Source organism: Neisseria shayeganii (genome assembly GCF_014054965.1).
GTDB classification, from domain to species: Bacteria; Pseudomonadota; Gammaproteobacteria; order Burkholderiales; family Neisseriaceae; genus Eikenella; species Eikenella shayeganii.
In genome coordinates, this window is sequence record NZ_CP059567.1 from 495,085 (window position 1) to 520,653 (window position 25,569).

Genomic DNA, 25,569 nt, shown 5'->3' on the forward strand with positions numbered 1-25,569 from the left:
CGGTATCTGCCGTTAGGCGGCCGCATGCAGCTGCCGTTGTGCGGCGGCAAAGTCGCCGCTGAGGATCAGCCCCATGTTTTCTGCCGAACGGCGCACGGCGGCATCAATCAGCTCGCGCTCTTCGGCGCGCGGTTTTTTCAAAACGTAGTTCACCACTTCGTTGCGCTCGCCCGGGTGGCCGATGCCGAGGCGTAGGCGGTAGAAATCGGCGCTGCCCAGCTTGGCTTGAATGTCTTTCAGGCCGTTGTGGCCGCCGTTGCCGCCGCCGAGTTTAAATTTGATGCGCCCGGGCGCGATGTCCAATTCGTCGTGCAGCACCAGAATTTCCTGCGGCGCAATCTTATAAAATTGGGCCAGGGCCTGCACGGCTTGGCCGGAGCGGTTCATATAGGTATTCGGTTTCAGCAGCCACACTTCGCCGCCGGGCAGCTTGGCGCGTGCGGTTTCACCGAAAAACTTTTTTTCTTCTTTGAAGGCGGCTTTCCATTGCCAGGCCAGTTCGTCCGCCAGCCAAAAGCCGGCGTTGTGGCGGGTGTCGGCGTATTCCGGGCCGGGATTGCCGAGGCCCACCACCAATTTGATGACATTCATAGATCAACCATTATTGTTCAAAACGTCGGCTGTACCACAAGCCGCCCCATACTGCGGCCAGCATGGCGGCGCAGGCGAGCAGAGACCACCAGGGAAACGGTACGCCCAGAAATTTTTCTATCACCCCGCATTGTCCGAAACCGCGAATCAGCGGTTCGTACCAATCAAACAAAGGCGCGTTTTGCAGGCGGAAGGTCCAAGGGGCGCCGCAGGAAGGTTGTTGCGCCGGCGGCAGGCTTTGCAGGTGCAGTTGTTGCACGGCCGTCCAAGCCGCCCACGCAGCGGGGATGCTGACGCCGACGGCGGCGGTAAGGCGCGCCCACATTCGGCGTTGCGGCAGCCAGGCCAAAACGAAGGCCGCCAGGCCGGCAAATAAAATGGCCATGCGTTGCACAATGCACATGACACAGGGATCGAAGCCGAAGCCGTACTGCATCCACAGGGAGAAGGCCGTACAAAAAGCAGCCAAAGCTGCCACAGACAATAAAATTTTCCGATACACGTTCATGCGTGCCGCTCCTTTCAGGTAGCCTGAATTGTAAACCGAGAGGGTGGGGAATGTGAAACCGTATTCTCTCATCGGAGCCGACTTGAAAATCTCCCGACTTGCCCAAGCTGAAAACAGGCGCAGGGCGCTTGATGGCTTGTTGCGGTCAGTCAGCTTCCCTTGCTGCTCAGGCAGCCGGCAAGAGTCGGGAGGCAGTTGGAACAGTTATAGTGCAAATCAATTTGTATTATTTGAACTGTAAATTATACAAATCCGTCAGCAGCCGCTATACTGCGCAAGTTTAATTTATCTTTAATTTTCACACCTTCTCTTAGCTAAGGAGAGATTTATGTCAGTCAACATCAAAACCCGTGACGAACTGGTTGGTCAAAATGTGCCCGACGTGGTGTTCCACACCCGCCAAGGCGATGCTTGGAAAGACGTTTCCACCGCCGATCTGTTCAAAGGCAAAACCGTAGCCGTTTTCTCCTTGCCCGGCGCCTTTACCCCCACCTGTTCTTCCACCCACCTGCCGCGCTATAACGAGCTGGCCAAAGAGTTTTACGCCCGCGGCGTAGATACCATTGCGTGCATTTCGGTAAACGATACGTTCGTGATGAACGCTTGGTTGGCCGACCAAGAAGCCGAAAACATCGTAGTCGTGCCCGACGGCAACGGCGAATTCACCAAAGGCATGGGCATGTTGGTGAGCAAAGACCAGCTGGGCTTCGGCGACCGCTCTTGGCGCTACTCCATGTTGGTAAAAGACGGCAAGATTGAAGAAGTATTCATCGAGCCGGTAAAAGAAGGCGACCCCTTCGAAGTGTCTGATGCCGACACCATGCTGAAACACATCGATCCGAACTGGAAAGCACAAGAGTCTGTGGCCATCTTCACCAAGCCCGGCTGCCAATATTGCGCCAAAGCCAAAGAACTGCTGGCAGAAAAAGGCCTCGCTTACGAAGAAATCGTGTTGGGCAAAGACGCCAGCACCACTTCCGTACGCGCCATTACCGGCAAAACTTCCGCTCCGCAAGTATTTATCGGCGGTAAATACATCGGCGGCAGCGAAGAGCTGGAAAAATACTTTGCCTAATACACCATAAACACATACCCATGGGAGCCGCTGGATAAGCGGCTCTTTAATTCCCTTCAGGCTTTTCAGGTAGCCTGCTTGAGTTTGTACCAGTTTGTGCCGGAGCAAACAGGCTACCTGAAACGCTTATCCATTTTATCGAAACCCTGTTTTTATTTTTAAGGAAACCATAATGAAACAACTGAATGCCGATGTGGTGGTGATTGGCGGCGGCACGGCCGGCATGAGCGCCTTCCGTAACGCGCGCCAGCACACCGAAAACGTTTATCTGATCGAAGACCACCATTTCGGCACCACTTGCGCCCGCGTCGGCTGCATGCCGTCCAAACTGATGATTGCCGCCGCCGAGGCCGCCCATCACGCCCGCCACACCGAGCCTTTCGGCGTGACGCTGGATCAAGACAGCATCCGCATTAACGGCGAGGCCGTGATGGCGCGCGTCAAATCAGAGCGCGACCGCTTTGTCGGCTTCGTGTTGAGCGATGTGGAAGAATGGCCGGCCGAGCGCCGTATCTTGGGCAAAGCGCGCTTCATCGACGAGCACACTGTGCAGGTGGATGATCACACCCAAATCCATGCCGAGCGGATTGTGATTGCCACCGGTTCCCGCCCCTTGATTCTGCCCCAGTGGCAAGCCTTGGGCGATCGTCTGATTGTGAACGACGACGTTTTTTCATGGGATACCCTGCCTGAGAGCGTGGCCGTTTTCGGCCCGGGCGTGATCGGCTTGGAGTTGGGGCAGGCACTGAGCCGCTTGGGCGTGCGCGTCGAGATTTTCGGCATGCGCGGCTCTTTGGGCGGCATTTCCGACCCCGTGGTGCTGGAAAAAGCACGTGACATTTTCGGCCAAGAGCTGGTGTTGCACCTGAATGCAGAAACCGAAGTGCGCCTGAATGAAGCGGGGCAGGTGGAAGTGGCTTGGACGCAAGACGGCGAGAGCGGCGTGCTGACGGCCGATTATCTGCTGGCTGCGGTTGGCCGCCGCCCCAATGTGGACCAGATTGGCTTGGACGTTTTGGACATCCAAACCGACCAACAAGGCGTGCCTGAAGCCGATCCGCTGACCATGCAGACCAGCATCCCGCATATTTTCATTGCCGGCGATGCTTCCAACCAAATTCCCCTTCTGCACGAAGCGGCCGACCAAGGCAAGATTGCCGGCGACAATGCCGGCCGCTATCCAGACATCCGCCCCGGTTTGCGCCGCAGCCTGATCGGCGTGGTGTTTACCAGTCCGCAAATCATGACCGTGGGTGCCAAATTCGCCCAACTGGAGCAGCAATATGGAGAGGATTTTGCCCAATCCATAGCAGTGGGCGAGGTATCGTTCCACAATCAAGGCCGCAGCCGCGTGATGCTGGTGAACCAGGGGCATTTGCGCGTCTATGCCGATCGTGCCAGCGGCCGTTTCCTCGGCGCAGAAGGCATCGGCCCTTCCGCCGAGCACTTGGCCCATTTGTTGGCGTGGGCGCACCAGCAGGAAATGACCATCGGCCAAATGCTGGATATGCCGTTCTATCATCCGGTGATTGAAGAAGGTGTCCGCACCGCTTTGCGCGATGTGGCAGCCAAATTGGCGTAAACCTGCCCAATCAAAAAACAGGCTACCTGAAAGGCTTCAGGTAGCCTGAGACTTTTCAAAAAGCCCAGGTGCGGATGCAGTGCAAGGCGTAGTAGTGCGGTGAGTGTGAACGCTAGCAATCTCCGTAGGACAGACCTATTACATACAAGGCTAAGCGAGTGAGCGGTACTCGGGGCAGAAACACACAATGCAGAAGTGTGCCGCAGATGGCGTTTTATAAAGGTCTCAGGTTTGCTTATCCAAACTGACGATTGTTGGAAAGCATGACAAGCAGGCAGCGTTTGTTTTGCTCGGGTAGCGCATCAATAAAGGCTACCTGAAGCGGTTTCAGGTAGCCTTTGGCTCAGAAAAAACCATGTGTTAGCGGGTCGGATCGATATTGCTGCGGATATCGAATTGATGGTGCTCGTAGTTGTACGGGCCTTGAGGGGTATTCGGCACATGGCGGGTGTCGTTGCTCATGTTGTCCAAATCGCGGCTGGGTTCGGCCACCAAGTCGCCCACAGACGCATTGCTGGTGGACTCCAGAATAATGGCGGATGACACATGCTCGCCCACGCTGTATACCATGGCCAAGCCCAGCTCCTCGGAAGGAATGCTGACAAATTTGCCGGTGGGACGGTCGCTGCTGTCCACGCGGACTTGGCGGCGTTGGCTGTAAATGCTCAATACGGTGCCTTTGTTTAAGCCGTCTGCCGAGCCTTTGTTGAGGGTAATGGTGCTGAATTGGCCGGCTTCGCTCACGCCTTCCAAGATGTTCACGATTTTGGCGCGAATCGGCTGGGCCGGTGCATGGGGCATCATATTGAAGGCATCTTCTTCGCCGTTATAGCGCAGTAGAAAATCGCCTTTGCGGATTTCGGCTACTTGCTCGCGGATCTGCAGGGCTTGGGCGGTTTGGGTGGGGATGCGCACCAAGGGGTGCAGGCGGGTGTAGTATTCGTTGTCGGGAAGTTGTTCGGCATCCTGTTCCGAGCGGGCGTCGAGCGCGCTGTTGGTCACCGGCAGCGTGGCCAGTTTGCCGGTGAACACCACTTGTTGGCCTAAGTATTTGCCGGTGTCGGGATCGCGGATGTCTTTGACGGGGCGGTACACCAAGTATTCGCCCGGTTCACTCACGCCGTGTGCGTACACGCGGTCACCCAAAGAATACATGGTTTTGTTTCCCGGCCCGGCGATGAGGCGCGGGGCGTCTTTGGTGTCCATTTGCGGGATGACCTGCGGGTGGCGCATGAACATGCGGTAGTAGTTCATGTTGATGGTGGAAATGCCGTAACCCGAAGAGGTTTCGCGCATACGCGGCTGCAGTTTGATGGTGGGGATGCCGCTTTCCACGCCCAAGCGCGGTTGGCCGTTGACGTAGCTCAACACCAGCACTTGGCCAGGATAAATCAGATGCGGATTACGTATGCTGCTGCGGTTGGCGCCCCACAGTTGGCGCCATTGCCACGGGCGTTGCAGGTATTTGCCGGAAATGCCCCACAAAGTATCGCCTTGGCGGACGGTATAGCGGGCGGGCGCGTCGGCGCGCAGGCGGATTTGCTGGGCGCTGGCAATCAGCGGAGAAACGGTTAAGCCAATGGCGCAAAGCAGGGTTATAATACGTTTTTGCATAAGATGTTTCCCTTTGATTTTGAAAAGTCGGATTTTTCGAATAACGCTTTATTTACGTTGTTGTAGCTGAAATTAACAGAATCATAGAACATTTTAGGGCGGTTACGCCAGTATCCCGCCCGAAATAAGCCGAGTTTTTAGGGCTGAGAGGCCAAACAACCCACACATTGATTGAGAGTAGCAGCAAATGGCTTTACTGAATATTTTGCATTATCCCGACGAACGCCTGCACACGGTGGCCAAGCCGGTGGCGGAGGTGGACGACCGCATCCGCCGGCTGGTGGCCGATATGGCGGAAACCATGTATGAGGCGCGCGGCATCGGTTTGGCCGCCACGCAGGTAAATGTGCACGAGCGGGTAATCGTGATGGACTTGTCGGAGGACCGCAGTCAGCTGCGCGTGCTGATTAACCCGATGATCATCGAGAAGAACGGCGAAACCGTGTATGAGGAAGGCTGTTTGTCGGTACCCGGTATTTACGATAAGGTGACCCGTGCGGAAAACGTGACGGTGGAAGCCCTCAACGAGCACGGCGAAAAATACACTCTGCAGGCAGACGGTTTGTTGGCCATTTGCATCCAGCACGAAATCGATCATTTAAACGGTAAAGTGTTTGTGGAATATTTGTCCCGTCTGAAACAAGACCGCATCAAAACCAAAATGCGCAAAATGGAAAAGCATACCTTGTGAGCGTGGAAGGCTACCTGAAAGCATGATTCGTAAAGTGATTTTTGCCGGTACGCCGGATTTTGCCGCCGCTGCCCTGAAGGCAATTGCCGAGGCCGGTTTTGAGATTCCGCTGGTGCTGACCCAGCCCGACCGCCCCAAAGGGCGCGGCATGCAGCTGCAGCCTTCGCCGGTAAAAGAAGCGGCGTTGGATTTGGGATTGCGGGTAGAGCAGCCGCCGACTTTGCGTGATGAAGCCGCTTGGCAGATACTGCGCGAGTGCGAAGCCGATGTGATGGTGGTGGCCGCTTACGGTTTGATTTTGCCGCAGGCGGTGTTGGACATTCCGCGTTACGGCTGTTTGAACATCCATGCGTCTTTGCTGCCGCGCTGGCGCGGTGCGGCGCCGATACAGCGGGCGATTGAGGCCGGTGATGCCGAAACCGGTGTTTGCATCATGCAGATGGATGCGGGTTTGGATACCGGTGCCGTGTTGAGCCGCCATTCTTATGAGATTCGGGCAAACGATACGGCCCAAGAGGTGCATGACGCTTTGATGTCGATCGGGGCGGCTGCGATTGTTGCTGATTTGCAACATTATCAGGCCCGGGTGGCGCAAGCCCAGCCGGAAGAAGGGGTGACTTATGCGCCAAAATTAAGCAAAGCCGAAGCCGAAGTGGATTGGACGCAGCCTGCGGCGGTCATCGAACGCAAAATCCGCGCCTTCAATCCGGTGCCGGGCGCATGGCTGGATTATGGCGGCAAACCGATGAAAATTTGGGCGGCGGTGCCGGCCGAAGGCAAGGGCGAACCAGGCACCGTCTTGCGTGCGGACGGCAACGGCATTGTGGTGGCTTGCGGCGAAGGCGCTTTATCCCTGCAAACCGTGCAGCCGGCCGGCGGCAAGCGCATGAGCGCGTCGGCTTTTGCCGCCGGCCGCCATTTGGCGGCAGGCAGCCGTTTCGGAGCGGATGCATGAGTTTGTCTTCGGTGCAGACTTTGGCCGCGCAAACGGTGCAGTCGGTGAAAGACGGCCGCAATTTGTCTGATGTGCTGGCCGATATCCGTCGCGAGCATCCCGGCTTGACGGCGCAGGAGCGCGGCGCTTTGCAAGACCTGGCTTTCGGTGTGCAGCGCTTTTCAGGTAGCCTCAATGCGGTGTTGGACAGTATGCTGAATAAGCCTTTACAGCGTTCGGATATCCGCAGTCTGATGCTGGTGGCGCTGTATCAGCTGGCTTACAGCCGCAACGCCGAGTATGCGGTGGTGAATGAGGCGGTGCGGGCGGCTTCGCGTATCGGCAAAGGGCAGTACAAATCTTTGTGTAACGCCCTGCTGCGCCGTTTTTTGCGCGAGCGCGAAGCGCTGCTGCGTGCCGCGGCCGGCAATGAAGTCGGCAAGTACAATTTGCCGGCGTGGTGGTTGCAGCGCTTGCGTGCCGATTATCCGAAGCATTGGCATAATATTGCCGCTGCGTTCAACCGCCATCCGCCGATGACTTTGCGGGTCAATCGCCGCCGTATGGATGCGGAAGGCTACCTGAACGTGTTGCGCGAGTACGGCATGGACGGCACGGTGTTGGGCAGCCATGCGCTGATGTTGGCCGAGGCGGTGCCAGTGGACGCTCTGCCTCTGTTTGCCGAGGGTGTGGTCTCGGTGCAGGATTGGGGGGCGCAGCAGGCCGCCGAATGGCTGGATGTGCACGATGGCGAGAGGGTATTGGATGCCTGCGCCGCGCCGGGCGGCAAAAGCGGGCATCTGTTGGAATGGGCCGATTGCCGTTTGACTGCCTTGGATATTGATGCCTACCGCTTGCAGCGGGTGCGTGACAATTTGCAGCGCCTGGGTCTGCAGGCGCACACTGAAGCGGCTGACGCAGCGGCATGGGCTTCGTGTTATGATGGCCCTCCGTTTGACGCCGTGTTGGCCGATGTGCCGTGCACTGCTTCCGGAGTGGTGCGGCGCCACCCCGACATCAAATGGTTGCGCCGTCCGCAAGATGCGGCGAAAACCGCCGCCCAGCAAACGCTATTACTCGACCAGCTCTGGCAGCTGGTGAAGCCGGGCGGACGGATGCTGCTGGCCACCTGCTCGCTGTTTCATGAAGAAAACGACGGCCAGCTGCAGTATTTTCTACAACGGCATGCCGATGCGGTGTGCCAGCGCAGCGAAACCCTGTTACCGAATGACCGACAAGATGGCTTTTACTACGCGCTTCTCGACAAAATGGGCTGAAATACGGCCCGCCCTGTTGCGTTTGCCGCGCCTGCCGGACGGCAGACAGGCTGAATGTGCCTGCCGCCGGCGTGGTTTCGGAGCGGGGTTGGCAGCGTTGTGTTTGGCCTTGGCCGCAGCCTCTGCTTCGGCAGAAGGCATCAACGCCTCCCGTGCTACTGCGTCTTTAACCCAAAACGGGCAGCTTTCCATCAACAGCCGTTTTCAAACCGATCTGCCCGATCAGCTTCAGGTAGCCTTAAAACAAGGTGTGCCGCTCAATTTCGAACTCAGCTACCGTTTGCAGTCGCCCACTTGGACGGCCTACCGTTCGCGTCTCAGCCAACTGGTGGGTTCGGCGCAAACCATCAATTACAAACTCACTTACCATCCGCTGACCGACGGCTACCGCGTGACCGTAGGCACTTTTTCCACCGAGTACGGCAGCTTGCAAAACGCTTTGCGCGCCGTGGGTGCGGTGGCCAACTGGCAGGTGCTGAACAAGGGTGCCCTGTCGGATGCCAAAGCGGAAGAGGTGGCCGCCGATGTGCGCCTCAGCCTCAGCATCAGCGATTTGCCGCGCCCCTTCCAAATTAACGGCGTGACCTCCAAAAACTGGCAGCTGGATTCCGGTTGGCAGAAACTCACCGTCAATACCCGCTGAGGTGGCCGAAAAGATGCGCCGATTTTTAATGGTGGTGGCGGTATTGGGAACCTTGGCCCTGTATGTGTTGGCCCTGGCCACCGGACATGGCAGCAAGTTGTCGCAGTATTTTTGGTGGGTGCTGGGGCTCAGCGGCTTGTTGCTGTTGTCTTTATTGTCGGTATTATTGGTTCAATTGTGGAAATTGTGGCGCAATCGGCGCAAGCGGGTGTTCGGCTCGCAGATTGCCACCCGGCTGGCGCTGATGTTTATGCTGGTGGCGGTGTTGCCGGGTTTGTTTTTGTTCGGTGTGTCGGCGCAGTTTATTTCCCACAGCATCAATTCTTGGTTCGGCAACGAAACCGAAGAAGCGCTGGCCCGCAGCCTGAGTTTGAGCAAATCGGCGCTGGATTTGTCTTTGGATACTTCGGTGCGTCGGGCCGGCAGTATTCAGGTAGCCTTAATCGGCGAAATGTCTTTGCAGCAGGATGCGCGGGCGGCTTTGCAGTATGTGGACAAAGAGCAGGCTTTCAGCCAGCTGGCCCTGTATGACGCCGCTACCCGTGAATTGGCGGCCGAATTCCGCCGCCAAAGCGATTTGATGCCGCCGCACCTGAGTCAGGAAGTTTTGGCGGCCATCCGTCAAAACGGCTCGGTGCGTAATTTGGAGAGCATCCGCAATGTGCTGTATGCGCAGGGCTGGCTGGCCTTGCCGGAAATCCACGGCCAGAGGTATGTGCTGTTTTTCCGCCAGCCGGTGCCCGAGCAGGTGGCCGATGACGTGACCCTGATCGAGTCTGCCCGCGCCCGCTATGCCGAAGTGAGCTATGCCAAAGAAGGGCTGCAGACGTTTTTCCTGTTTACTCTATTGGTGGCCACCCTGCTGGCAATTTTATTGGCGCTGGTGATTGCGCTGTATTTTGCCCAGCGTTTTGTGGCGCCGATTCTGGCGCTCGCTTCCGGCGCACGTGCGGTGGCGCAGGGTGATTACACGCAGATGCAGAAGGTGTACCGCAATGACGAATTGGGCCGGCTGACCACTTTGTTCAACCACATGACGGCCCAATTGGATGTGGCGCGCAGCGAGCAGGAGGCGGCACGGCATTATTTGGAATGTGTGCTGTCCAGCTTGACCAGCGGCGTGGTCACGCTTGATGAAGCAGGCTACCTGAAAACCTGCAACGACAGCGCAGAGCAGATATTGGGGCAGGCCGTGTCGGCTTGGATGGGCAGTGATGTTCATGCCTGGCACAAACAGGGTATCGAGCGTGCTTTGGTCGGCGAGGTGCTGCTCACCATTTTGGATACGGTGGAGGCCGATCAAGCCGTACAGATTCCTTATACTTCCGCCGACGAGGCTCGGATTTTATTGGGTAAAGCCACCCGGCTGCCGGAAGATAACGGTTCCGGTACGGTGCTGGTGTTCGACGATGTCACGGCTTTGGTACGCGCCCAAAAAGAAGCGGCGTGGGGTGAGGTGGCGCAGCGGCTGGCGCATGAAATCCGCAATCCACTCACGCCCATCCAGCTCTCAGCCGAGCGCCTGGCGTGGAAGCTGGCCGACAAACTGGCCGATAAAGACGCCGCCATGCTGATGCGCGCCACCGATACCATCGTCAATCAGGTAGCCGCCATGAAAGATATGGTGGAAGCTTTCCGCAATTACGCCAAAGCACCGAAACTGAATCTGGAAAAACTCGATCTGCACCGCTTGATTGAAGAGCTGCTGCTGCTCTACGAGGGCGCGGGTTGTACATTTCAAGCCAATTTGAGTAATATAAAGGCCTATATTGAAGCGGATGCCGGCGCCATACGGCAGGTGCTGCACAATATTTTCAAAAATGCCGCCGAAGCCGCTGCCGAAGCCGAGCGGCCGGAAGTACAGATCGACACGCAGGAAGAAGAAGGCAAGATTGTCCTGACTGTGTTGAACAACGGTAAAAGCTTCAGCGAGCATATGCTGCACCATGCTTTTGATCCCTATGTGACCGACAAGCCTTCCGGTACCGGGCTGGGTTTGCCGGTAGTAAAAAAAATCGTGGAAGAACACAACGGCCGGATCAGCTTGTCCAACCGCCGCGATGGCGGAGCGTGTGTGAAAATAACCTTACCCCTATTGGTGGAGAACGATGCGCAGCAGTGATATTTTGATTGTAGACGATGAAGTCGGCATCCGCGATTTGCTGTCTGAAATCCTTCAAGACGAAGGCTATACGGTGACTTTGGCCGAGAACGCCGAGGAGGCCCGCCAGCTGCGCAACCAAACCCGGCCGGCCATGGTGCTGCTCGATATCTGGATGCCCGACTGCGACGGCATCACCCTGCTGAAAGAATGGGCCAAATCCGGCCAGCTCAATATGCCGGTGGTGATGATGAGCGGTCACGCCAGCATTGACACCGCAGTCGAGGCCACCAAAATCGGCGCCTTGGATTTTTTGGAAAAACCGATTGCCCTGCAAAAATTGTTGGCCACAGTGGAACGGGCCTTGAAACACGGCGAAGTGCAGGCCGCTTCCAGTATGTCGCTGGACAAGCTGGGCAACAGCGAGGTAATCAAAGCGCTCAACCAGCAGCTGGAGCGCGCCGCCCGCACCCAATCGCCCGTTTTGCTGACCGGCGAGCCCGGTTCGCCGTTTGAAATGGTGGCCCGCTACTTCCACAACGGCAACACACCGTGGGTAGAGCCCGGCAAAATCGAACAAATCAGCAGCACCCCCATCGAACTGCTGCAAAAAGCCGGCAACGGCGTGCTGTATTTGGGCGACATCGCCCAGTACGGCAAAACCGTGCAGCAGGGCATTCTGTTTATGTTGGGCAAGGCCGAACGCTACCATGTGCGCATCGTCTGCGCCTGCAGCCAGCCTTTGCAGGAGCTGTTGGTGCGGCCCGAGCAGGACAGCCGTCTGCTCAACCAACTTTCCGCGCTGATGGTGTCGATTCCGCCGCTGCGCAGCCAACCCGACGACATTGTGTTTTTGGTCGGCCAGATCATCAACGAGCTCTCCGCCGGCAGTGAGGTGGCGTCGTCGGTGCGTTTCAACACCGCCGCCCTCAATGCCCTGCGCCAATACGACTGGCCGGGCAATTTCGAGCAGTTGCGCAGCGTGGTGAAAAGCATCACCTTAACCGCCGATAAAAACGAAATCGGCGTGGATGCCGTGCAAACCGTGCTCAAGCAGTTCACGCTGAATCAGCCGACCGAGATGGTGGGCGGTTTCAATTTTGATCTGCCGCTGCGCGAATTGCGTGAAGATTTGGAACGGCGCTATTTCGAATACCACATCGCCCAGGAAGACTACAATATGAGCCGGGTGGCCCAGAAAGTCGGCTTGGAGCGTACCCATCTCTACCGCAAGCTCAAACAGCTCGGCATCCAATTCAACCGCCGCAATGCGGGCAAATAAGATGCCGCTTGCTGCGCTTGGCGCTCAGGCTACCTGAAAGCTTTCAGGTAGCCTGCTGTATTTTTTGCCGGGAAGATTTATTAACCGTATTGTTTAATCTGAGATAACCTTCTGCTCATGAACACCCATCACAGCCCGCGCTATGCGGCGCAACTTGCCGAGAAAACCGCCCGCCTGCAAGAATTGTTTGCAGGCATTGCCATGCCGGATTGGGCCGTGCACGCCTCGCCCGAACAGCACTATCGGATGCGGGCAGAATTCCGCATTTGGCATGAAGGCGAAGAAATCAGTTATGCCATGTTTGCGCCCGGCCAGAAAGCGGGGGCGGCTTCGCTGATCCGTCTGCAAGATTTTCCGCCGGCGGCCGAAGCCATTAACCGCCTGATGCCGCGTTTGCTGGAGGCGGTAAAAAAGATGCCGGTGTTGAAAAACCGCTGGTATCAATGCGAATTTCTCGCCACTTTAAGCGGCGAGATGCTGGTCAGCATGATTTACCACAAAAAACTGGATGAGTCTTGGCAGGTTGCCGCCACTGCCTTGCAACAGGCGCTGGGCATCATGATCATCGGCCGCAGTCGCGGGCAGAAGGTGGTGTTGGCGCAGGATTTTGTGACCGAAGTGTTGGAAGTGGAGGGGCGGCAATGGCAATACCGCCAGCCAGAAGGCGGCTTTACCCAGCCCAATGCACAGATGTGCCGCCAGATGTTGGCGTGGGCGTGTTCGGCCGCACAGGGTTTGGGTGGCGATTTGTTGGAACTCTACTGCGGCAACGGCAATTTTACCTTGCCCTTGTCGCGCCATTTCAATCAGGTGCTGGCCACCGAGGTATCGAAAACATCGGTGCAGGCGGCGCAATGGAATATGGCGGCCAACGGCATCGACAATATCCGGCTGGCCCGCTTGTCGGCAGAGGAGTTTACCGAAGCCTGGCAAGGGCAGCGTGCATTCCGCCGTTTGAAAGAGCAGGGCATCGAGTTGGCCGATTACCGTTTTTCCACTGTGTTTGTTGATCCGCCGCGCGCCGGCATTGACGCCGATACGCTGGCTTTATTGAGCCGCTTTGAGCACATTATTTATGTGTCCTGCAACCCCGACACCTTGCGCGCCAATCTGGATGCCTTGCTGCCCAGCCACCGTGTTGAACGCGCGGCTTTGTTCGACCAGTTTCCGTTTACCCCGCATATCGAGAGTGGATTGCTGTTGAAGAAGCGTTAAGGGTATTAGTTTTGGCTTTCAGGTAGCCTGAGACCTTTGCAAAACCCCCATCTGCGGCGCATTTCTGCGTTGTGCACTGCTCGTTCGCTTGCCTATCTATATGATATGTCTGCACTCACTGTGCTGCTACGCCTTGAACTGCATCCACATCTGGGGGGTTTGCAAAGGTCTCAGCCTGAGACCGATAAACGATGGCAAATAAACAGCCGAAACCGATGGCCGGTTTCGGCTGTTTGCTTGGCGGGTGTGGGGCTACTTCAGAAACGCCATGACTACGGCGGCCAAGGTCATGGCAAACAGAAGCCAGCGCATCCGTTCGGCGGGAATGGAAAGGGCCAGCTTCACGCCGAGTTGGGCGCCGATGATGTTGCCGGCCGCCAGGCTGAGAGCGATGCCCCACCAGATTTGGCCGTTAACCAGAAACACGGCCAAGGCAACCGAGGTAAAGCCGAGGGTGCAGGCAATTTTCAGCGCGTTGCCGCGTAAGAGATCGTAATGCAGCAGGCCGACCAAAATGGGCAGCATCAGAAAGCCAACGCCTGCCTGCACAAATCCGCCGTACACGCCGGCGGCAAATAGCCAAGCGGCGGCTCTCGGGGTTTCGCGCACTGTCTTGGCGTGGCGGCCTTCTCCCGCCAGCAGCAGATTGGGTTTGACCGCCATCAGGGTGGCGACGGCCAACATGGCGCCCAACAGTAGCGGCTTCAGTAGGCTGTTGGGCAGGAAGGCGGCCAACAGGGAGCCGAGTAGGCCGCCGGCCAGGGTGGGCAGCAGGATGCCGCGCAAATCGGTGGTGGGCATTTTGCCCGCCTTGGCAAAACCGCGCAGGCCGGTAAGCGATTGCAGGAAAATACCGACCCGGTTGGAGCCGTTGGCGATGTCGGGCGGGACACCGAAAGCCATCATCATCGGCAAGGTGAGATTGGAGCCGCCGGCTGCCATGATGTTGATGATGCTGGCGGCAATGCCGAGCAGGAAAATGGCCAGATAGTGCCAAAAGGTGAAGTCGGTCATCGTATTCGGCGTTGGGGAGTAGGCGGAGGATGGGGAGACGAGATGCCTTGGTTCAGCGTAAAGCGGCACATTCGCCGTTATCGAAAAGCAGCGTTTTTTCCGGCCAGCGCAGGGCGGCGAGGCGGTACGCCTGCGGATCGCCGTCGTGGCGGCGGCTGCGCCAGCGGGCGCCGACGGCGTAGTCCACGCAGTAGGCGTTGCGGCTGGTGCCGAGCGGGCTGTCGGCGGCTTCGTCAAACAGGCGGTTTTGGCCGAGGTTGGGCCAGCGGCGCCAATAGTGGCCGAAAGCAACGGCGGTGGGGCTGTGGTAGGTTTGCCACCAAGGCAGGCGGGTGGTGAAGCGCCAGCGGCCGTTGGCGTAGAAAGGGGCATTCACCGCGGTTTCGATGCCGCTGACCAGGCTGCGGATGGGGTTGCTGCCGTTGCGGTGGAGGTCGTATTGCGCGGTGCCGAGCAGAAAAGGCAGTTCGGCGTCGGGCTGCTCTATCTGGGCGGCATGGGTTTCTTGCTCTTTCAGGTAGCCTGCATACCAATCGGCTTGTTTGGCTTCTTCTTCCATACGTTGCTCGAAGAAGCGGTAGAGGCCGGGCAGGGTGTCGGCTTGATGCAGATTGGCGCGGATGTCGTCAAGGGCGTCGGGCAGCCAGGCGGCGTGAACGATGCGGATGTCGTCTCGCAGCAGAACCAGCGGCCATTGTGCCAACCGTTCGGCCAAAGCGGTTTTATCCGGTTCGGGGTGGTGCCGCCAGGGAGCGTATTGGCGGGCATCGCGTTCGGCCCGTTCGGGGAAATACCAGCCGGAGCCGTCTTTCGGGTCGTGGGTGATGAGGTTGATTTCGTGGTTGCCGAGCACGGCTTGAGCGCGGCCGTTGGCCATCCATTGTTCAACCAGCGCCAAAACAGCAGGGCTGTCGGGGCCTCGGTCGCAGAGGTCGCCGACAAATACCGGCAGCCGGTTGTGCGGGTGGCTGCCGTCGGTGCGATAACCCAAGTGGTGCAGCAGGGAAAGCAGGGCGTCGATTTCGCCGTGGACGTCGCCGATGATGTCGAGCGGCTGGCCGGCGGGCAGGGTGCGGAAAAGTTGTTCGGCTTGCATAGCGTGCATCGGAAAAAGAGAAGCACGCCCGAAGGCGTGCTGGCAGGAAACTTTAGAAGGTGCCGCCGGATTGGTTCACCATATAAGCGACGGCTGCTTCTACTTCGGCATCGGAGAGGCTGGGGTCGCCGCCTTTGGCCGGCATGGTTTTGAAACCTTGGATGGCGTTTTTCAGCAGGGTTTCGCGGCCTTGGGCAATGCGCGGTGCCCAGTCGTCGTTATGGGTGATTTTGGGGGAATTCGGGAAAGTGGAGTTGGCGGCGTGGCAGGCAACGCACAGTTTGTCGAACACGGCTTTGCCGGTAGCCGAGCTGTCGCCGGCTGCGGCGCTTTGTTCGCCGGAGGCGGCGGCTTCTCCGCCTTCGCTCTGTACGGCCGGTGCGTTGAAGCTGGCACCGGATTCGTTGGCCATGTAGGCAACGGCGCGGGCCACTTCGTCATCGGTCAGCGTGGTGTCGCCGCCGCGAGCGGGCATCGAGCCGCCTTGGGGGCCGACGAAGCCGTCGATGGCGTGTTTCACCAAAGTCTCAAAACCTTTGGCAATGCGGGGCGCCCAATCGGCGTTGTGGGTAATTTTGGGAGAGAAGGCCACATTGGAATCGGCGCCGTGGCATTGGATACAGACTTTGTCGAAGACCTGCTTGCCTTCGCGTTGGCCCACAGGCGTACCGTCGCCGAGCAGCAGGCCGCCGGCCGGTTTGATGCGGGTTTCCACAGCGTTGGGATTCATGTCTTCCACATCGCTGTAGTAACCGCCGGTAGCCAGTTTAACCAGGAAAAACAAGACGGCAAGCAAGATGACGATGCCGCCGATTAGGGTAGTCAGAGCAGAGCCTTTTACGCTGTTTGGGTGAGAGTTCATTTGAGGTGGGCCTCGCCGTTTTGGTGGTGATTGCTGTGTTATAAAACCGCGGGTTGGGCGGTGTGCGCCGCTCGGCCGCGTGTTCTGATTTCTGTAAACGGGTTTACAATATTTTGCGGGATTATACTGAATTCGGTAGGGGTTTCCAATCGCAAAATTTGGCTTAACTCAAAAAAGGCGGAAATATCGGGCAGCATCGGCGAGAAAATTGTTTTGCCTTGTCGGCCGTTTTGCGCTAATCTTACGCCCCTTAAGCACCCATAGCTCAGTTGGAAGAGTGTCAGTTTCCGAAGCTGGAGGTCACAGGTTCGATCCCTGTTGGGTGCGCCATTTTTGATGAAAAGCAGCCTTGGAGGGCTGCTTTTTTTGCATTGGCCGCTTCAGTAGCGGGGCAGTTCGGGGTCGATGAGTTGCGACCAGGCGTCGATGCCGCCGCTGAGGTTGTACAGTTCGTCAAAGCCGGCGTGTTCGAGAAAACGGGCTACCTGAAGGCTGCGGATACCGTGGTGGCAGTACACCACGATGGCTTGGTCGTCGGGCAGCTCGTTGTGGCGCAGCGGTACCAGATGCATGGGGAGGTGCAGGCTGCCGGGCAGGCGGCAGAAGGCGACTTCATCGTCTTCGCGCACGTCGAGCAGGATGAAGCGGCGTTGTTCCTGCTGCCATTGCTGCAGGGTGTGTACGGATAGGGATTGGATGGCGGACATAGCGGCAGAAGGTGTGTGCGGTTTCAGGTAGCCTGAAAGAAGAGCGGGTCGCAAGTGTGTGGCGGCAGATGAAAGAACAGCCCCGGCGCGAAGGCGGGGCTGTTTGCTGTGGCTTAGAAGCGGAAAGCGCCGGGCGCAGGTGTGGCCTTGCTGTGCAGCGCCGGGGCGACGGTGTCGAACATCACGGTTTCGCTGAAGGTGTCGCTGCCGGTGCGTTCGACCAAAGTGGCGCGCATCACTGGGGCTTCGCCAACGATGACGGCCATGCGGCCGTGTTCGGCCAATTGCTGTTTCAATTTTTCCGGCATGACCGGGCAGGAGCCGCCCACATAAACGGCGGAGAAGGTGTCGCCCAAGCCGTGCAAGCCGTCGAGCACGCGGAATTCGACATTGGTGATGCCCAGTTCGGCCAATACGGCGGCAGCGCGTTGCTGCTGGGTTTCGTCGAGATCGACGCTGATCACGCGGCCGGCCAGGGTGGCGAGCAGGGCGGTGGCGTAACCGGAGCCGGTGCCGATTTCGAGCACGGTATCGGATTTTTGCAGCTTGAGGCCCTGCATCAGGCGGGCGATGACTTTGGGCTCCAGCATCTGGCCGCCGTTGGGCAGGCGCAGGGCGGTGTCGGCATAGGCATAGCCGAGTTGCTCGGGCATCACGAAGCGTTCGCGCGGCAGGTCGGACAGGGCATCGAGGATGTCGAAATCGAGCACGTCCCACGGACGGATTTGTTGCTCGACCATATTAAAGCGTGCTTGTTCGAAATTCATGGTGGACTCCGCAGATTGGGGTGGCCGGATGAGAATGAAAACGCGCAATTATAGAGCGTTGCGTCGCTAAAGGCTACCTGAAAGCAGGCGATGCGTTTCAGTTAGCCTTTAGCGGCCGCTTATGGGCTGTTTGCAAACAGATGGCGGCTGAGCAAGGCGCAGACGGCTTCCAAGCCTTGGGCGTCTGTTTCGTCGAAGACAGCGGGGGTGTCGGCATCGGCGTCCAGTACGGCGCACACTTCGCCGGCAGCATTGAAAACGGGTACGACGATTTCGGAACGCGACAGGGAAGAGCAGGCGATGTGGTCGGGATGGGCGTGGACGTCGGGCACGATTTGTGTTTGCCGTTCGGCCCAGGTTTGGCCGCATACGCCGCGGCCGTAAGGGATGCGGGTGCAGGCCAGCGGGCCTTGGAAGGGGCCGAGCACCAGCTCTCGGCCGCGGACCAGATAAAAGCCGATCCACAGCCAGCCGAAGCTGTGTTTGAGCACGGCGGCGGTGTTGGCCAGATTGGCGGTTACATCGGTTTCGCCGCTGATGAGGGCTTCGATTTGGGGAAGCAGTTCGGCATAGCGCCCGGCTTTGTTTTGGGCGGAAAGGTGGAGTTCGTGCATGGTGTGGGGTGGGAAAGGGAGGTTTTAGATTGGCCGGTTAGTCGGAACAAACCGCCCTCAGGCTACCTGAACGGCCGCGGGGCGCAGTTCAGGTAGCCTGAGGGCGGGATAAGGGGTTTAGTCAACCAGTTTGATTTGGCCGTTCATCACGCCGGCGTGGCCGGGGAAGGTGCAGAAGAATTTGTATTCGCCATCCGCGCTCAGTTTGCTGACGGGGAAGGTGACGCTGGTTTCTTCGCCGCCGCCGATCATGTTTGTGGCGGCAATCACGCGCTCGTCGTCGGGTTTCAGGTAGCCTTTGTCTACGCCGGCGCTGATGCCGTCGCTATTGACGCCGTTCATGTCGCCGGCTTTGGTGATCACGATGTTGTGGCCCATGGCGGCTTTGGGCATGGTGCCGGTGTGTTTCAGGATGATGGTGAAATCGGCACAGCTTTTCGGGATGTTGATTTCTTTGGTGTTGTATTGCATGGCGTCGCCGGTTTCCACGGCCACGGTACAGCCGGTCGCGGCTGCGGCGGCAGGAGCGGAGGCTTCGGCCACGGGGGCTTCGGAAGCGGCATGGTGACTGTGGTCGGCCGGTGCGGAAGCGGGTGCGGAGGCGGCCGCAGGGGCAGAAGCCGCAGGCGGGGCGGAAGGGGCAGACTCGCCGCCGCAAGCAGCAAGGATCAGGGCGGAGGCCAATAAAGCGGGCAAATAGGTTTTCATGATGCTTCCTTATGGTTGGGGGAAATGAAGGGAAACCGAAGCAGCGCCGGAGCCGGCGTCGGTTTCCCGAAAATAAATAATCAAGAGTGCAGCCCGTTTATACGCCTTCGGCCGAGAAGCGTCAAATTTGCGGCGGATAGGGAGGAGCTGTGGTGCAAGGGCGTGTCGGGCAGGCATAAAAAGAGACGGCCGAAAGGCCGTCTAAAACATCACAGATTACAGAAGAATCAGGAGAATTGGTTCATGGTGTTGTCTTTGCCGCCGGCTTTCAGCGCGGCTTCGCCGGCAAAGTACTCTTTGTGGTTGTCGCCAATATCGGAACCGGCCATGTTTTGGTGCTTCACGCAGGCGATGCCGTTGCGGATTTCCTGGCGTTGAACGTTTTTCACGTAAGCCAGCATGCCTTCTTCGGCGAAGTAGCCTTTGGCCAAAGTGTCGGTGGACAGGGCGGCGGTGTGGTAAGTCGGCAGGGTGATGAGGTGGTGGAAGATGCCGGCTTGGGCTGACGCATCTTTCTGGAAGGTGCGGATGCGTTCGTCTGCTTCTTTTGCCAATTCGCTGTCGTCGTAATCGGCGCTCATCAGTTTGTCGCGCTCGTAAGCGGAAATGTCTTTACCGGCTTCTTTCCATGCGTCGAACACTTGCTGGCGGAAGTTCAGCGTCCAGTTGAAAGACGGGCTGTTGTTGTACACCAGTTTGGCGTTCGGGATGGTTTCGCGGATTTTGTCCACCATCTCTTTGATTTGGCCGATGTGCGGTTTTTCGGTTTCAATCCACAACAAATCTGCGCCGTTTTGCAAAGAGGTGATGCAGTCCAATACCACACGGTCGATGCCGGTGCCTTTACGGAATTGGAACAGGTTGCTGGGCAGGCGGGTCGGCTTGATGGTTTTGCCGTTGGTGTTCACGATTACGTCGCCGGGTTTCACTTGGCTCAGGTCGGTAATTTCTTCGCCTTCCAAGAAGCTGTTGTACTGGTCGCCCAAATCGCCCGGTTCGGCGGAGAAGGCGATTTGTTTGGTCAGGCCGGCGCCCAGAGAGTCGGTGCGGGCAACGATCACGCCGTTATCCACGCCCAATTCCAAGAATGCGTAGCGAACGGCATTGATTTTGGCCAGAAAGTCCACATGCGGTACGGTTACTTTGCCGTCTTGGTGACCGCATTGTTTTTCGTCGGACACTTGGTTTTCGATTTGGATACAGCAAGCGCCGGCTTCAATCATTTTCTTCGCCAACAGATAAGTGGCTTCGGCGTTGCCGAAACCGGCGTCGATGTCGGCAATAATCGGCACTACGTGGGTTTCGAAGTTTTCGATTTTATTCAGGATTTCTTGTTCTTTGGCTTTGTCGCCGGCAGTGCGGGCGTTATCCAAATCGGTGAACAGCAGGTCCAGTTCGCGGGCATCGGCTTGGCGCAGGAAGGTGTACAGTTCTTCAATCAGCGCGGGCACGGAAGTTTTTTCGTGCATGGATTGGTCGGGCAGCGGGCCGAAGTCGGAACGCATGGCGGCCACCATCCAGCCGGACAGGTAGAGATAGCGTTTGTTGGTGGTTTTCTGATGCTTTTTGATGGAGATCAGTTTTTGCTGGGCCACGAAGCCGTGCCAGCAGCCGAGCGATTGGGTGTAGTTGGCGGAATCGGCATCATACTCGGCCATGTCGCGGCGCATGATGGCGGCGGTGTATTTGGCAATGTCCAAGCCGGTTTTGAAGCGGTTTTGCAGGCGCATGCGGGCAACGTATTCGGGGTTGATGGCATGCCAGCCCTTACCGGCTTCGGTTTGAACCTGTGAAGCGGCTTTGATTTGGTCTTGATATTGAGACATGATGCAATCCTTTGTTCTGATTAGCGTTTTATATGGTTTCTGCGTTTGTTGCAGTGCAGTAAATGTACCCCTTTTTTGCGGCTTTGGCTAGCCCCGGCCGGATGTCGGCACCGGTGTTCGCAAGCCCACAAAAACGAATGTTTGCTTTTCGTTTCGTGTGCTTTGGCAGCAGCAGGGCAATACTCGGGATGGGGGCGGTTTCGTTTGTGATGAAAAAACGGTGGTGTTGGGGTTCGAGAAAACGGTTTTGAGGCTTTTTCGGCAGACAAAAAAATCAGGTTGGGGTGAAAAATTTTATTTAAGATTCTGATTTTTTATTAAAAATAATTTTTCTGTGCCGGGTAGGGGCAATGAATCTAATGTGCGTTATGGAATAGGAAGGTGAGCAGGGCGGCAAAGATTCAGGCTGAGACCTTTGCGAAACCCCCATCTGCGGTGCATTTCTGCGTTGTGCGCTGCTCGCTCGCTTGCCTATCGTGTGATATGTCTGCACCCGCTGTGCTGCTACGCCTTGAACTGCATCCACATCTGAGGGTTTGCAAAGGTCTCAGGCTACCTGAAAGATTTCAGGTAGCCTGAAGTGGGTACGGCGGCCGATTTTAGGCGGCGGTTTGGGCCGGGTGCCGGCGGCGGCCGAACCAAATCATGCCGACCAGGCCGAGTATCATCATCGGCAGGCTCAGCCATTGGCCCATCGACAATCCTAATGACAGCAGGCCGAGGAAGTCGTCCGGCTCGCGGGCGAATTCGGCGATGAAGCGCGCCACGCCGTAGCCGAGCAGAAACAGGCTGGAGGTTTGTCCGTCGGGGCGGGGTTTGCCGGAAAACCACCACAGCACGGCAAACAGCAGCAGGCCTTCAAGTGCGGCTTGGTAGAGTTGGGAAGGGTGGCGCGGCAGCATGCCGTATTGTTCGAACACCGCCGCCCAGCGTTCGGGGTCGGCCAATACCAGTTGGTGGTCGGCTGCGGCGGCTTGCGGGAAGCCCATGGCCCAAAAGGCGTTGGGGTCGGTAACCCGGCCCCATAATTCGCCGTTGACGAAGTTGCCGCCGAGGCGGACGGCAGCGAAGCCCAGCGGGGTGAGCGGGGCGATGAAGTCGAACACTTTGAGTACGCTGATGCGGTATTTGCGCGCAAACAGCACCATGGCAATCAACACGCCGAGAAAGCCGCCGTGGAAAGACATGCCGCCCTGCCAAACCTTGAAAATTTCCATCGGATGGGCGAAGTAGAAGTCGGGTCGGTAAAACAGCACATAGCCCAAACGGCCGCCCAAAATCACGCCCAATACGCCCCAAGTAAAGAAATTGTCGAGCATTTCTTGGGTGAAAACGGTGTGGCCGGCGCGGATGCGGCGGCGTCCGAGCCACATGAACAGCATGAAGCCGACGATAAAGCTGACCGCATACCAGCGGATGGCCAGCGGGCCGAATTCGATGATGGCCGGATTGAATTGGGGGTGAATCAGCATGGGGGCGCCCAATCGGTGGAAAGAGCGGCATTATATAGCGGAATGGCGGCGGGCGGGGAGCCGGTGCCGTCAGGAAGAGGAAGAAGGGGCGGGGAATATTGGAGCAGGCTTGGCAGGCGCCTTTTCAGGTAGCCCGTATGGGTTTTCAGGTAGCCTGCATAGGAAAGAGGCTACCTGAAAACGGGCGAGAATATTGAATAGGATTAATAAACGAACTGCTTAACTGCCGTACATTTCGGCCAATACGGCCAGCACGGCCTGGTTGTGCTCGGGCAGGCCGATGGTGATGCGCACGCATTGGTCGAGCAGCGGATGGGTACCGTGCAGGTTTTTAATCAAGATGTTGTGCTCGTAGAGCTTGTCGAACAGGGCTTTGGCATCCGGCACGCGCAGGGTGAGGAAGTTGGCTTCGCTGGGGAAATCGCGGATGGCGGGGTAGGCGTGCAGGGCGGTGCGCATCCGTTCGCGTTCGCCTTTGAGCTTGTTGATGTTTTCGGTGATGAAGGGGCGGTATTGCAGGGCAAACTCGGCGGCGGCCAGGCTGAGCTGGTTCATATTGTAGGGCGGGATGATTTTTTTCAGCTCGTTGATCAAGGCCGGTGTGCCGCTGGCGTAGCCGATGCGCAGTCCGGCGAAGCCGATTTTGCTCAAGGTGCGCAGCACCACCAGATTGGGAATTTTGCCCGCTTCACCGAGGAAGCTGTCGGAAGAGAAGGCGCCGTAGGCTTCGTCCACCACCACAATGCCGGGTGCGGCATCAATAATGGCCTGCACTTTTTCGCGGGCGAAGCGGCCGCCGGTGGGGTTGTTCGGGTAGGCGATAAACACCAGGGCCGGCTGGTGTTCTTTGACTGCGGCCAGCATGGCGTCCAAGTCCATGGTGAAGTTTTCGCGCAGCGGCACGCCGATGAATTCGAGGCCGAAAAATTCGGCATTCACACGGTACATGACAAAAGACGGAGCGGGCGCCAGCACTTTGGCGCCGGGCTTGGACACCAACATGGTGAGCCGCTCGATCAGCTCGTCGGAGCCGTTGCCCAGCACCACATCGGCTTCGTCCGGAATTTGGTAGGTGTCGCGCAGCACTTGCAGCAGGCCGCAGGTGGCGGGGTTGGGATAGAGGCGGATCGGCGCTTCGGCCAAGGTGCGGCCGAGCTCTTTTTTCATGTCTTCGGGGTAGTCGTAAGGGCTTTCCATGGCGTCCAGCTTGATAAAGCCGGCCGGTACGTCGGCCACCTGATAGGCGCGCATATTGCGGATGTCGTTGCGGATGCAGTCGAGATGACTCATGATTTCTCCTTTGTTTGTAGCTGTCTGAAGCGAATACGGTTTCGTCTCGCCCGGCGGGGCCGGGCAGAAAAAACCATACTCGGCGGAAACCTTTTCCGCCTGATTGCGGCGGCAATTTAGCAGATTTTCCGAAAGGCGGCTATCTCGTCCGAGCAAGCGCAAGCGCCGCCGGACGGATGTTGCAGAGCAACATAAGGCAGACGTTCCGGCTACCTGAAAATCCTGCTTGACCGCTTAAATTTGCTTGGCAACAAATCGGACTAGCAGGCATAATTGGCAAGGGTTTGCGGGCATTTGTCTGCCCGTTTCGCCGGCATGGTGCGGGAAGTGCCGCTCATTGCGGCGGGACGGTTGGTTCCGCTGCGGATTTCCGAAATGGAATCGCCTACTTAATCATTCTTAATGTGAAGGATATACCATGAAAAAACTTGCTTTAGTTTCCGTATTGGCCGTTTTGTCCGTGCCGGCTTGGGCGGCAGACAGCTATCTGAGCAGCGCGCAGGAAATCAACCGCAACACGGTGAAAGCAGCCGATGCCCAAGCCCGTGAAATCCAATTGCGCCATCTGAATCTGAAAGCAGGCGAAACCGGCCGCACCACCCTGAACGTGCAGGCAGGCAAAACCTACACCGTATTCGGCGATTGCGACACCGACTGCAGCAACATCGACATGACCGTCAGCCTGAACGGCACCGAGGTGCACAGCGAGCGCGGCGGCAGCGATGCGCCGGTATTCTCATGGGTGGCCGACAAGAGCGGTGCTTACCAAGTGGAAGTGTTGATGAAAGACTGCAGCGATTCGCGCTGCCGTGCCCACGTGCAGGCGTTTGAAGGCACCCAAGTGGTGAGCAGCGGCGGCAGCGGCGGCGATTGGTTGCCGGAAGCGCAGAAAGTCAACCGCAACAAGATTCTCGAAGCCGACCCCACCGCCGTAGAGCGCCCGATTTTCACCCACAGCTTGGCCGAAGACGAAAAACACAGTGAAACCGTGCAGCTGACCGCCGGCAAATACTATGCCTTCTTTGCCGATTGCGACACCGACTGCAGCGACATCGACCTGACCCTGAGCCGCGGCAGCCAAACCATCCGTTCGCTCACCGATTCGGGCGACGCCCCCGAATTTGTTTGGCGCGCCAGCCAAAGCGGGGAATACAAGCTGACCGTATCCATGGAAGATTGCGATACCGATAAATGCCGCTACAGCACCCAAATTTTCGAAAGCAACAAAGACTTGGACACTTCTTTGGTAAATGCCCATAAAACCAACCGTGAAGTGGTGCAACACAAAGACGCGGGCGCTCGCGAGCTGATGTTGCGCGAAACCCGTCTGCCGCAAGGCCAAACGCTGACCATTCCGCTGAACCTGCGCGCGGGCAAGGTCTATACCTTCTACGGCGACTGCGACAATGCCTGCTCCGACATCGATTTGACACTCAGCCGCAACGGCCGCGAAGTGAAAAGCGATACGATGGCGGACAGCGTGCCCTTGTTCAGCTGGCGCGCCAACCGCAGCGGTGCTTACACCGTGACCATTCCGATGAAAGAATGCAGTACCGAAGATTGCGCCGTGAGCGCCCACATCTTCGAAGGCAGCAAAATGGTTTACGAAGATTAATCAAACCCGTCTTTAACTTTCCCCGGTCAGGCTACCTGAAAACGAGCGGCGCCAATGTCTGCTCAGCGGAAACCTTCAGGTAGCC

23 protein-coding genes, 1 tRNA gene and 2 pseudogenes are annotated in these 25,569 nt (G+C 57.7%); 13 read left to right on the forward strand and 13 right to left on the reverse strand.

Translation table 11 applies throughout. The features are described 5' to 3' along the window. Positions 1-12: 12 nt before the first annotated feature. Together pth and H3L94_RS02340 are read right to left on the reverse strand one after the other, a co-directional pair. Entirely contained in the window at positions 13-591 is a 579-nt protein-coding gene (gene pth, locus H3L94_RS02335) for an aminoacyl-tRNA hydrolase (RefSeq protein ID WP_182122503.1), read from the reverse strand. 10 nt (positions 592-601) lie between these two features. After that, complete coding sequence (locus H3L94_RS02340) at positions 602-1,099, reverse strand: disulfide bond formation protein B (protein WP_244958809.1); 498 nt, start codon at positions 1,097-1,099, stop codon at positions 602-604. A 328-nt stretch (positions 1,100-1,427) separates the two neighbouring features. On the opposite strand from H3L94_RS02340, the gene H3L94_RS02345 reads away from it, so the two are divergent. Further along, on the forward strand, positions 1,428-2,174 hold the full coding sequence (locus H3L94_RS02345) for a glutathione peroxidase (protein WP_009118784.1): 747 nt from the start codon (positions 1,428-1,430) through the stop codon (positions 2,172-2,174). A 172-nt stretch (positions 2,175-2,346) separates the two neighbouring features. Continuing rightward, on the forward strand, positions 2,347-3,756 hold the full coding sequence (locus H3L94_RS02350; protein ID WP_182122505.1) for a dihydrolipoyl dehydrogenase: 1,410 nt from the start codon (positions 2,347-2,349) through the stop codon (positions 3,754-3,756). Positions 3,757-4,116: 360 nt separating this feature from the next. Here the strand turns inward: H3L94_RS02350 and H3L94_RS02355 are convergent, their stop codons facing one another. Next, a complete protein-coding gene (locus H3L94_RS02355) occupies positions 4,117-5,370 on the reverse strand; it encodes a LysM peptidoglycan-binding domain-containing protein (protein WP_182122506.1) in 1,254 nt (417 codons plus the stop codon). A gap of 187 nt (positions 5,371-5,557) precedes the next feature. Here H3L94_RS02355 and def point away from each other — a divergent pair, with 187 nt between their 5' ends. The 8 genes and pseudogenes from def to H3L94_RS12285 form a co-directional block, all read left to right on the forward strand. Next, positions 5,558-6,061 (forward strand): peptide deformylase, encoded by a 504-nt coding sequence (def, locus tag H3L94_RS02360; protein WP_009118779.1) that lies wholly within the window; start codon positions 5,558-5,560, stop codon positions 6,059-6,061. 22 nt (positions 6,062-6,083) lie between these two features. Next, a complete protein-coding gene (gene fmt / locus H3L94_RS02365) occupies positions 6,084-7,016 on the forward strand; it encodes a methionyl-tRNA formyltransferase (RefSeq protein ID WP_182122507.1) in 933 nt (310 codons plus the stop codon). Further along, positions 7,013-8,272 carry a 16S rRNA (cytosine(967)-C(5))-methyltransferase RsmB gene (gene rsmB / locus H3L94_RS02370; protein ID WP_182122508.1) on the forward strand — a complete coding sequence of 420 codons (1,260 nt, stop codon included), beginning with the start codon at positions 7,013-7,015 and terminating at the stop codon, positions 8,270-8,272. The genes fmt and rsmB overlap by 4 nt, the downstream gene beginning before the upstream one ends. 88 nt (positions 8,273-8,360) lie before the next feature. Further along, positions 8,361-8,915, forward strand: coding sequence for a DUF4390 domain-containing protein (locus H3L94_RS02375; protein ID WP_182122509.1), 555 nt, complete (start codon positions 8,361-8,363; stop codon positions 8,913-8,915). Positions 8,916-8,928: 13 nt separating this feature from the next. After that, positions 8,929-11,037 carry a sensor histidine kinase gene (locus H3L94_RS02380; protein ID WP_182122510.1) on the forward strand — a complete coding sequence of 703 codons (2,109 nt, stop codon included), beginning with the start codon at positions 8,929-8,931 and terminating at the stop codon, positions 11,035-11,037. Next, positions 11,024-12,298 carry a sigma-54-dependent transcriptional regulator gene (locus H3L94_RS02385; RefSeq protein WP_182122511.1) on the forward strand — a complete coding sequence of 425 codons (1,275 nt, stop codon included), beginning with the start codon at positions 11,024-11,026 and terminating at the stop codon, positions 12,296-12,298. The genes H3L94_RS02380 and H3L94_RS02385 overlap by 14 nt, the downstream gene beginning before the upstream one ends. Positions 12,299-12,415: 117 nt before the next feature. Beyond that, complete coding sequence (gene trmA / locus H3L94_RS02390) at positions 12,416-13,513, forward strand: tRNA (uridine(54)-C5)-methyltransferase TrmA (RefSeq protein ID WP_182122512.1); 1,098 nt, start codon at positions 12,416-12,418, stop codon at positions 13,511-13,513. Positions 13,514-13,549: 36 nt separating this feature from the next. Further along, positions 13,550-13,690 (forward strand): annotated as a pseudogene (locus tag H3L94_RS12285) (lipoprotein signal peptidase); the annotation flags it as partial. 75 nt (positions 13,691-13,765) lie between these two features. Here H3L94_RS12285 and H3L94_RS02395 read toward each other — a convergent pair. Genes H3L94_RS02395 through H3L94_RS02405 form a run of 3 tightly spaced genes read right to left on the reverse strand, consistent with a single transcriptional unit; the run spans position 13,766 to position 16,485 of the window. Beyond that, positions 13,766-14,527: a sulfite exporter TauE/SafE family protein gene (locus H3L94_RS02395; RefSeq protein WP_182122513.1), complete on the reverse strand. Its 762-nt coding sequence runs from the start codon at positions 14,525-14,527 to the stop codon at positions 13,766-13,768. A 52-nt stretch (positions 14,528-14,579) separates the two neighbouring features. After that, positions 14,580-15,623, reverse strand: a complete 1,044-nt coding sequence (locus H3L94_RS02400) for a metallophosphoesterase (protein WP_182122514.1) — start codon at positions 15,621-15,623, stop codon at positions 14,580-14,582. Between the two features lie 52 nt (positions 15,624-15,675). Next, positions 15,676-16,485 (reverse strand): c-type cytochrome, encoded by an 810-nt coding sequence (locus H3L94_RS02405; protein ID WP_182122515.1) that lies wholly within the window; start codon positions 16,483-16,485, stop codon positions 15,676-15,678. A gap of 254 nt (positions 16,486-16,739) precedes the next feature. Here H3L94_RS02405 and H3L94_RS02410 point away from each other — a divergent pair. Continuing rightward, positions 16,740-16,815 (forward strand) — tRNA-Arg (locus tag H3L94_RS02410). A 50-nt stretch (positions 16,816-16,865) separates the two neighbouring features. Here H3L94_RS02410 and H3L94_RS02415 read toward each other — a convergent pair. The 5 genes from H3L94_RS02415 to H3L94_RS02435 all read right to left on the reverse strand — a co-directional run bounded on the left by H3L94_RS02415 (position 16,866) and on the right by H3L94_RS02435 (position 21,107). Continuing rightward, positions 16,866-17,192 (reverse strand): rhodanese-like domain-containing protein, encoded by a 327-nt coding sequence (locus H3L94_RS02415; protein ID WP_182122516.1) that lies wholly within the window; start codon positions 17,190-17,192, stop codon positions 16,866-16,868. A gap of 113 nt (positions 17,193-17,305) precedes the next feature. Further along, positions 17,306-17,959 carry a protein-L-isoaspartate O-methyltransferase family protein gene (locus H3L94_RS02420; protein WP_182122517.1) on the reverse strand — a complete coding sequence of 218 codons (654 nt, stop codon included), beginning with the start codon at positions 17,957-17,959 and terminating at the stop codon, positions 17,306-17,308. A 119-nt stretch (positions 17,960-18,078) separates the two neighbouring features. Next, entirely contained in the window at positions 18,079-18,573 is a 495-nt protein-coding gene (locus H3L94_RS02425) for a GAF domain-containing protein (protein WP_009118766.1), read from the reverse strand. A gap of 117 nt (positions 18,574-18,690) precedes the next feature. Next, positions 18,691-19,281, reverse strand: a complete 591-nt coding sequence (gene azu / locus H3L94_RS02430) for an azurin (protein ID WP_182122518.1) — start codon at positions 19,279-19,281, stop codon at positions 18,691-18,693. 227 nt (positions 19,282-19,508) lie between these two features. Then, positions 19,509-21,107: an isocitrate lyase gene (locus H3L94_RS02435; protein ID WP_182122519.1), complete on the reverse strand. Its 1,599-nt coding sequence runs from the start codon at positions 21,105-21,107 to the stop codon at positions 19,509-19,511. A 415-nt stretch (positions 21,108-21,522) separates the two neighbouring features. Between H3L94_RS02435 and H3L94_RS12290 the strand changes: the two are divergent. Continuing rightward, positions 21,523-21,686: pseudogene (locus H3L94_RS12290) on the forward strand (lipoprotein signal peptidase). A gap of 20 nt (positions 21,687-21,706) precedes the next feature. Here the strand turns inward: H3L94_RS12290 and lgt are convergent. Beyond that, the gene (gene lgt / locus H3L94_RS02440; protein WP_182122520.1) at positions 21,707-22,579 is read right to left on the reverse strand and encodes a prolipoprotein diacylglyceryl transferase; all 873 of its coding nucleotides are present in this window, start codon (positions 22,577-22,579) and stop codon (positions 21,707-21,709) included. A gap of 219 nt (positions 22,580-22,798) precedes the next feature. Continuing rightward, the gene (gene hisC, locus H3L94_RS02445) at positions 22,799-23,869 is read right to left on the reverse strand and encodes a histidinol-phosphate transaminase (RefSeq protein WP_009118761.1); all 1,071 of its coding nucleotides are present in this window, start codon (positions 23,867-23,869) and stop codon (positions 22,799-22,801) included. Positions 23,870-24,287: 418 nt separating this feature from the next. On the opposite strand from hisC, the gene H3L94_RS02450 reads away from it, so the two are divergent. Continuing rightward, positions 24,288-25,484 (forward strand): hypothetical protein, encoded by a 1,197-nt coding sequence (locus tag H3L94_RS02450; RefSeq protein WP_182122521.1) that lies wholly within the window; start codon positions 24,288-24,290, stop codon positions 25,482-25,484. The last annotated feature ends 85 nt before the right edge of the window (positions 25,485-25,569 follow it).

Bases quoted from the DNA above. Each gene is read 5' to 3' on its own strand.
- H3L94_RS02415 (WP_182122516.1), bottom strand. From the start codon at position 17,192: ATGTCCGCCATCCAATCCCTATCCGTACACACCCTGCAGCAATGGCAG.
- lgt (WP_182122520.1), bottom strand. From the start codon at position 22,579: ATGCTGATTCACCCCCAATTCAATCCGGCCATCATCGAATTCGGCCCG.
- H3L94_RS02405 (WP_182122515.1), bottom strand. From the start codon at position 16,485: ATGAACTCTCACCCAAACAGCGTAAAAGGCTCTGCTCTGACTACCCTA.
- rsmB (WP_182122508.1), top strand. From the start codon at position 7,013: ATGAGTTTGTCTTCGGTGCAGACTTTGGCCGCGCAAACGGTGCAGTCG.
- hisC (WP_009118761.1), bottom strand. From the start codon at position 23,869: ATGAGTCATCTCGACTGCATCCGCAACGACATCCGCAATATGCGCGCC.
- H3L94_RS02420 (WP_182122517.1), bottom strand. From the start codon at position 17,959: ATGAATTTCGAACAAGCACGCTTTAATATGGTCGAGCAACAAATCCGT.
- H3L94_RS02350 (WP_182122505.1), top strand. From the start codon at position 2,347: ATGAAACAACTGAATGCCGATGTGGTGGTGATTGGCGGCGGCACGGCC.
- H3L94_RS02450 (WP_182122521.1), top strand. From the start codon at position 24,288: ATGAAAAAACTTGCTTTAGTTTCCGTATTGGCCGTTTTGTCCGTGCCG.
- azu (WP_182122518.1), bottom strand. From the start codon at position 19,281: ATGAAAACCTATTTGCCCGCTTTATTGGCCTCCGCCCTGATCCTTGCT.
- H3L94_RS02395 (WP_182122513.1), bottom strand. From the start codon at position 14,527: ATGACCGACTTCACCTTTTGGCACTATCTGGCCATTTTCCTGCTCGGC.
- H3L94_RS02385 (WP_182122511.1), top strand. From the start codon at position 11,024: ATGCGCAGCAGTGATATTTTGATTGTAGACGATGAAGTCGGCATCCGC.
- fmt (WP_182122507.1), top strand. From the start codon at position 6,084: ATGATTCGTAAAGTGATTTTTGCCGGTACGCCGGATTTTGCCGCCGCT.
- H3L94_RS02340 (WP_244958809.1), bottom strand. From the start codon at position 1,099: ATGAACGTGTATCGGAAAATTTTATTGTCTGTGGCAGCTTTGGCTGCT.
- def (WP_009118779.1), top strand. From the start codon at position 5,558: ATGGCTTTACTGAATATTTTGCATTATCCCGACGAACGCCTGCACACG.
- H3L94_RS02355 (WP_182122506.1), bottom strand. From the start codon at position 5,370: ATGCAAAAACGTATTATAACCCTGCTTTGCGCCATTGGCTTAACCGTT.
- H3L94_RS02345 (WP_009118784.1), top strand. From the start codon at position 1,428: ATGTCAGTCAACATCAAAACCCGTGACGAACTGGTTGGTCAAAATGTG.
- trmA (WP_182122512.1), top strand. From the start codon at position 12,416: ATGAACACCCATCACAGCCCGCGCTATGCGGCGCAACTTGCCGAGAAA.
- H3L94_RS02380 (WP_182122510.1), top strand. From the start codon at position 8,929: ATGCGCCGATTTTTAATGGTGGTGGCGGTATTGGGAACCTTGGCCCTG.
- H3L94_RS02435 (WP_182122519.1), bottom strand. From the start codon at position 21,107: ATGTCTCAATATCAAGACCAAATCAAAGCCGCTTCACAGGTTCAAACC.
- H3L94_RS02400 (WP_182122514.1), bottom strand. From the start codon at position 15,623: ATGCAAGCCGAACAACTTTTCCGCACCCTGCCCGCCGGCCAGCCGCTC.
- H3L94_RS02425 (WP_009118766.1), bottom strand. From the start codon at position 18,573: ATGCACGAACTCCACCTTTCCGCCCAAAACAAAGCCGGGCGCTATGCC.
- pth (WP_182122503.1), bottom strand. From the start codon at position 591: ATGAATGTCATCAAATTGGTGGTGGGCCTCGGCAATCCCGGCCCGGAA.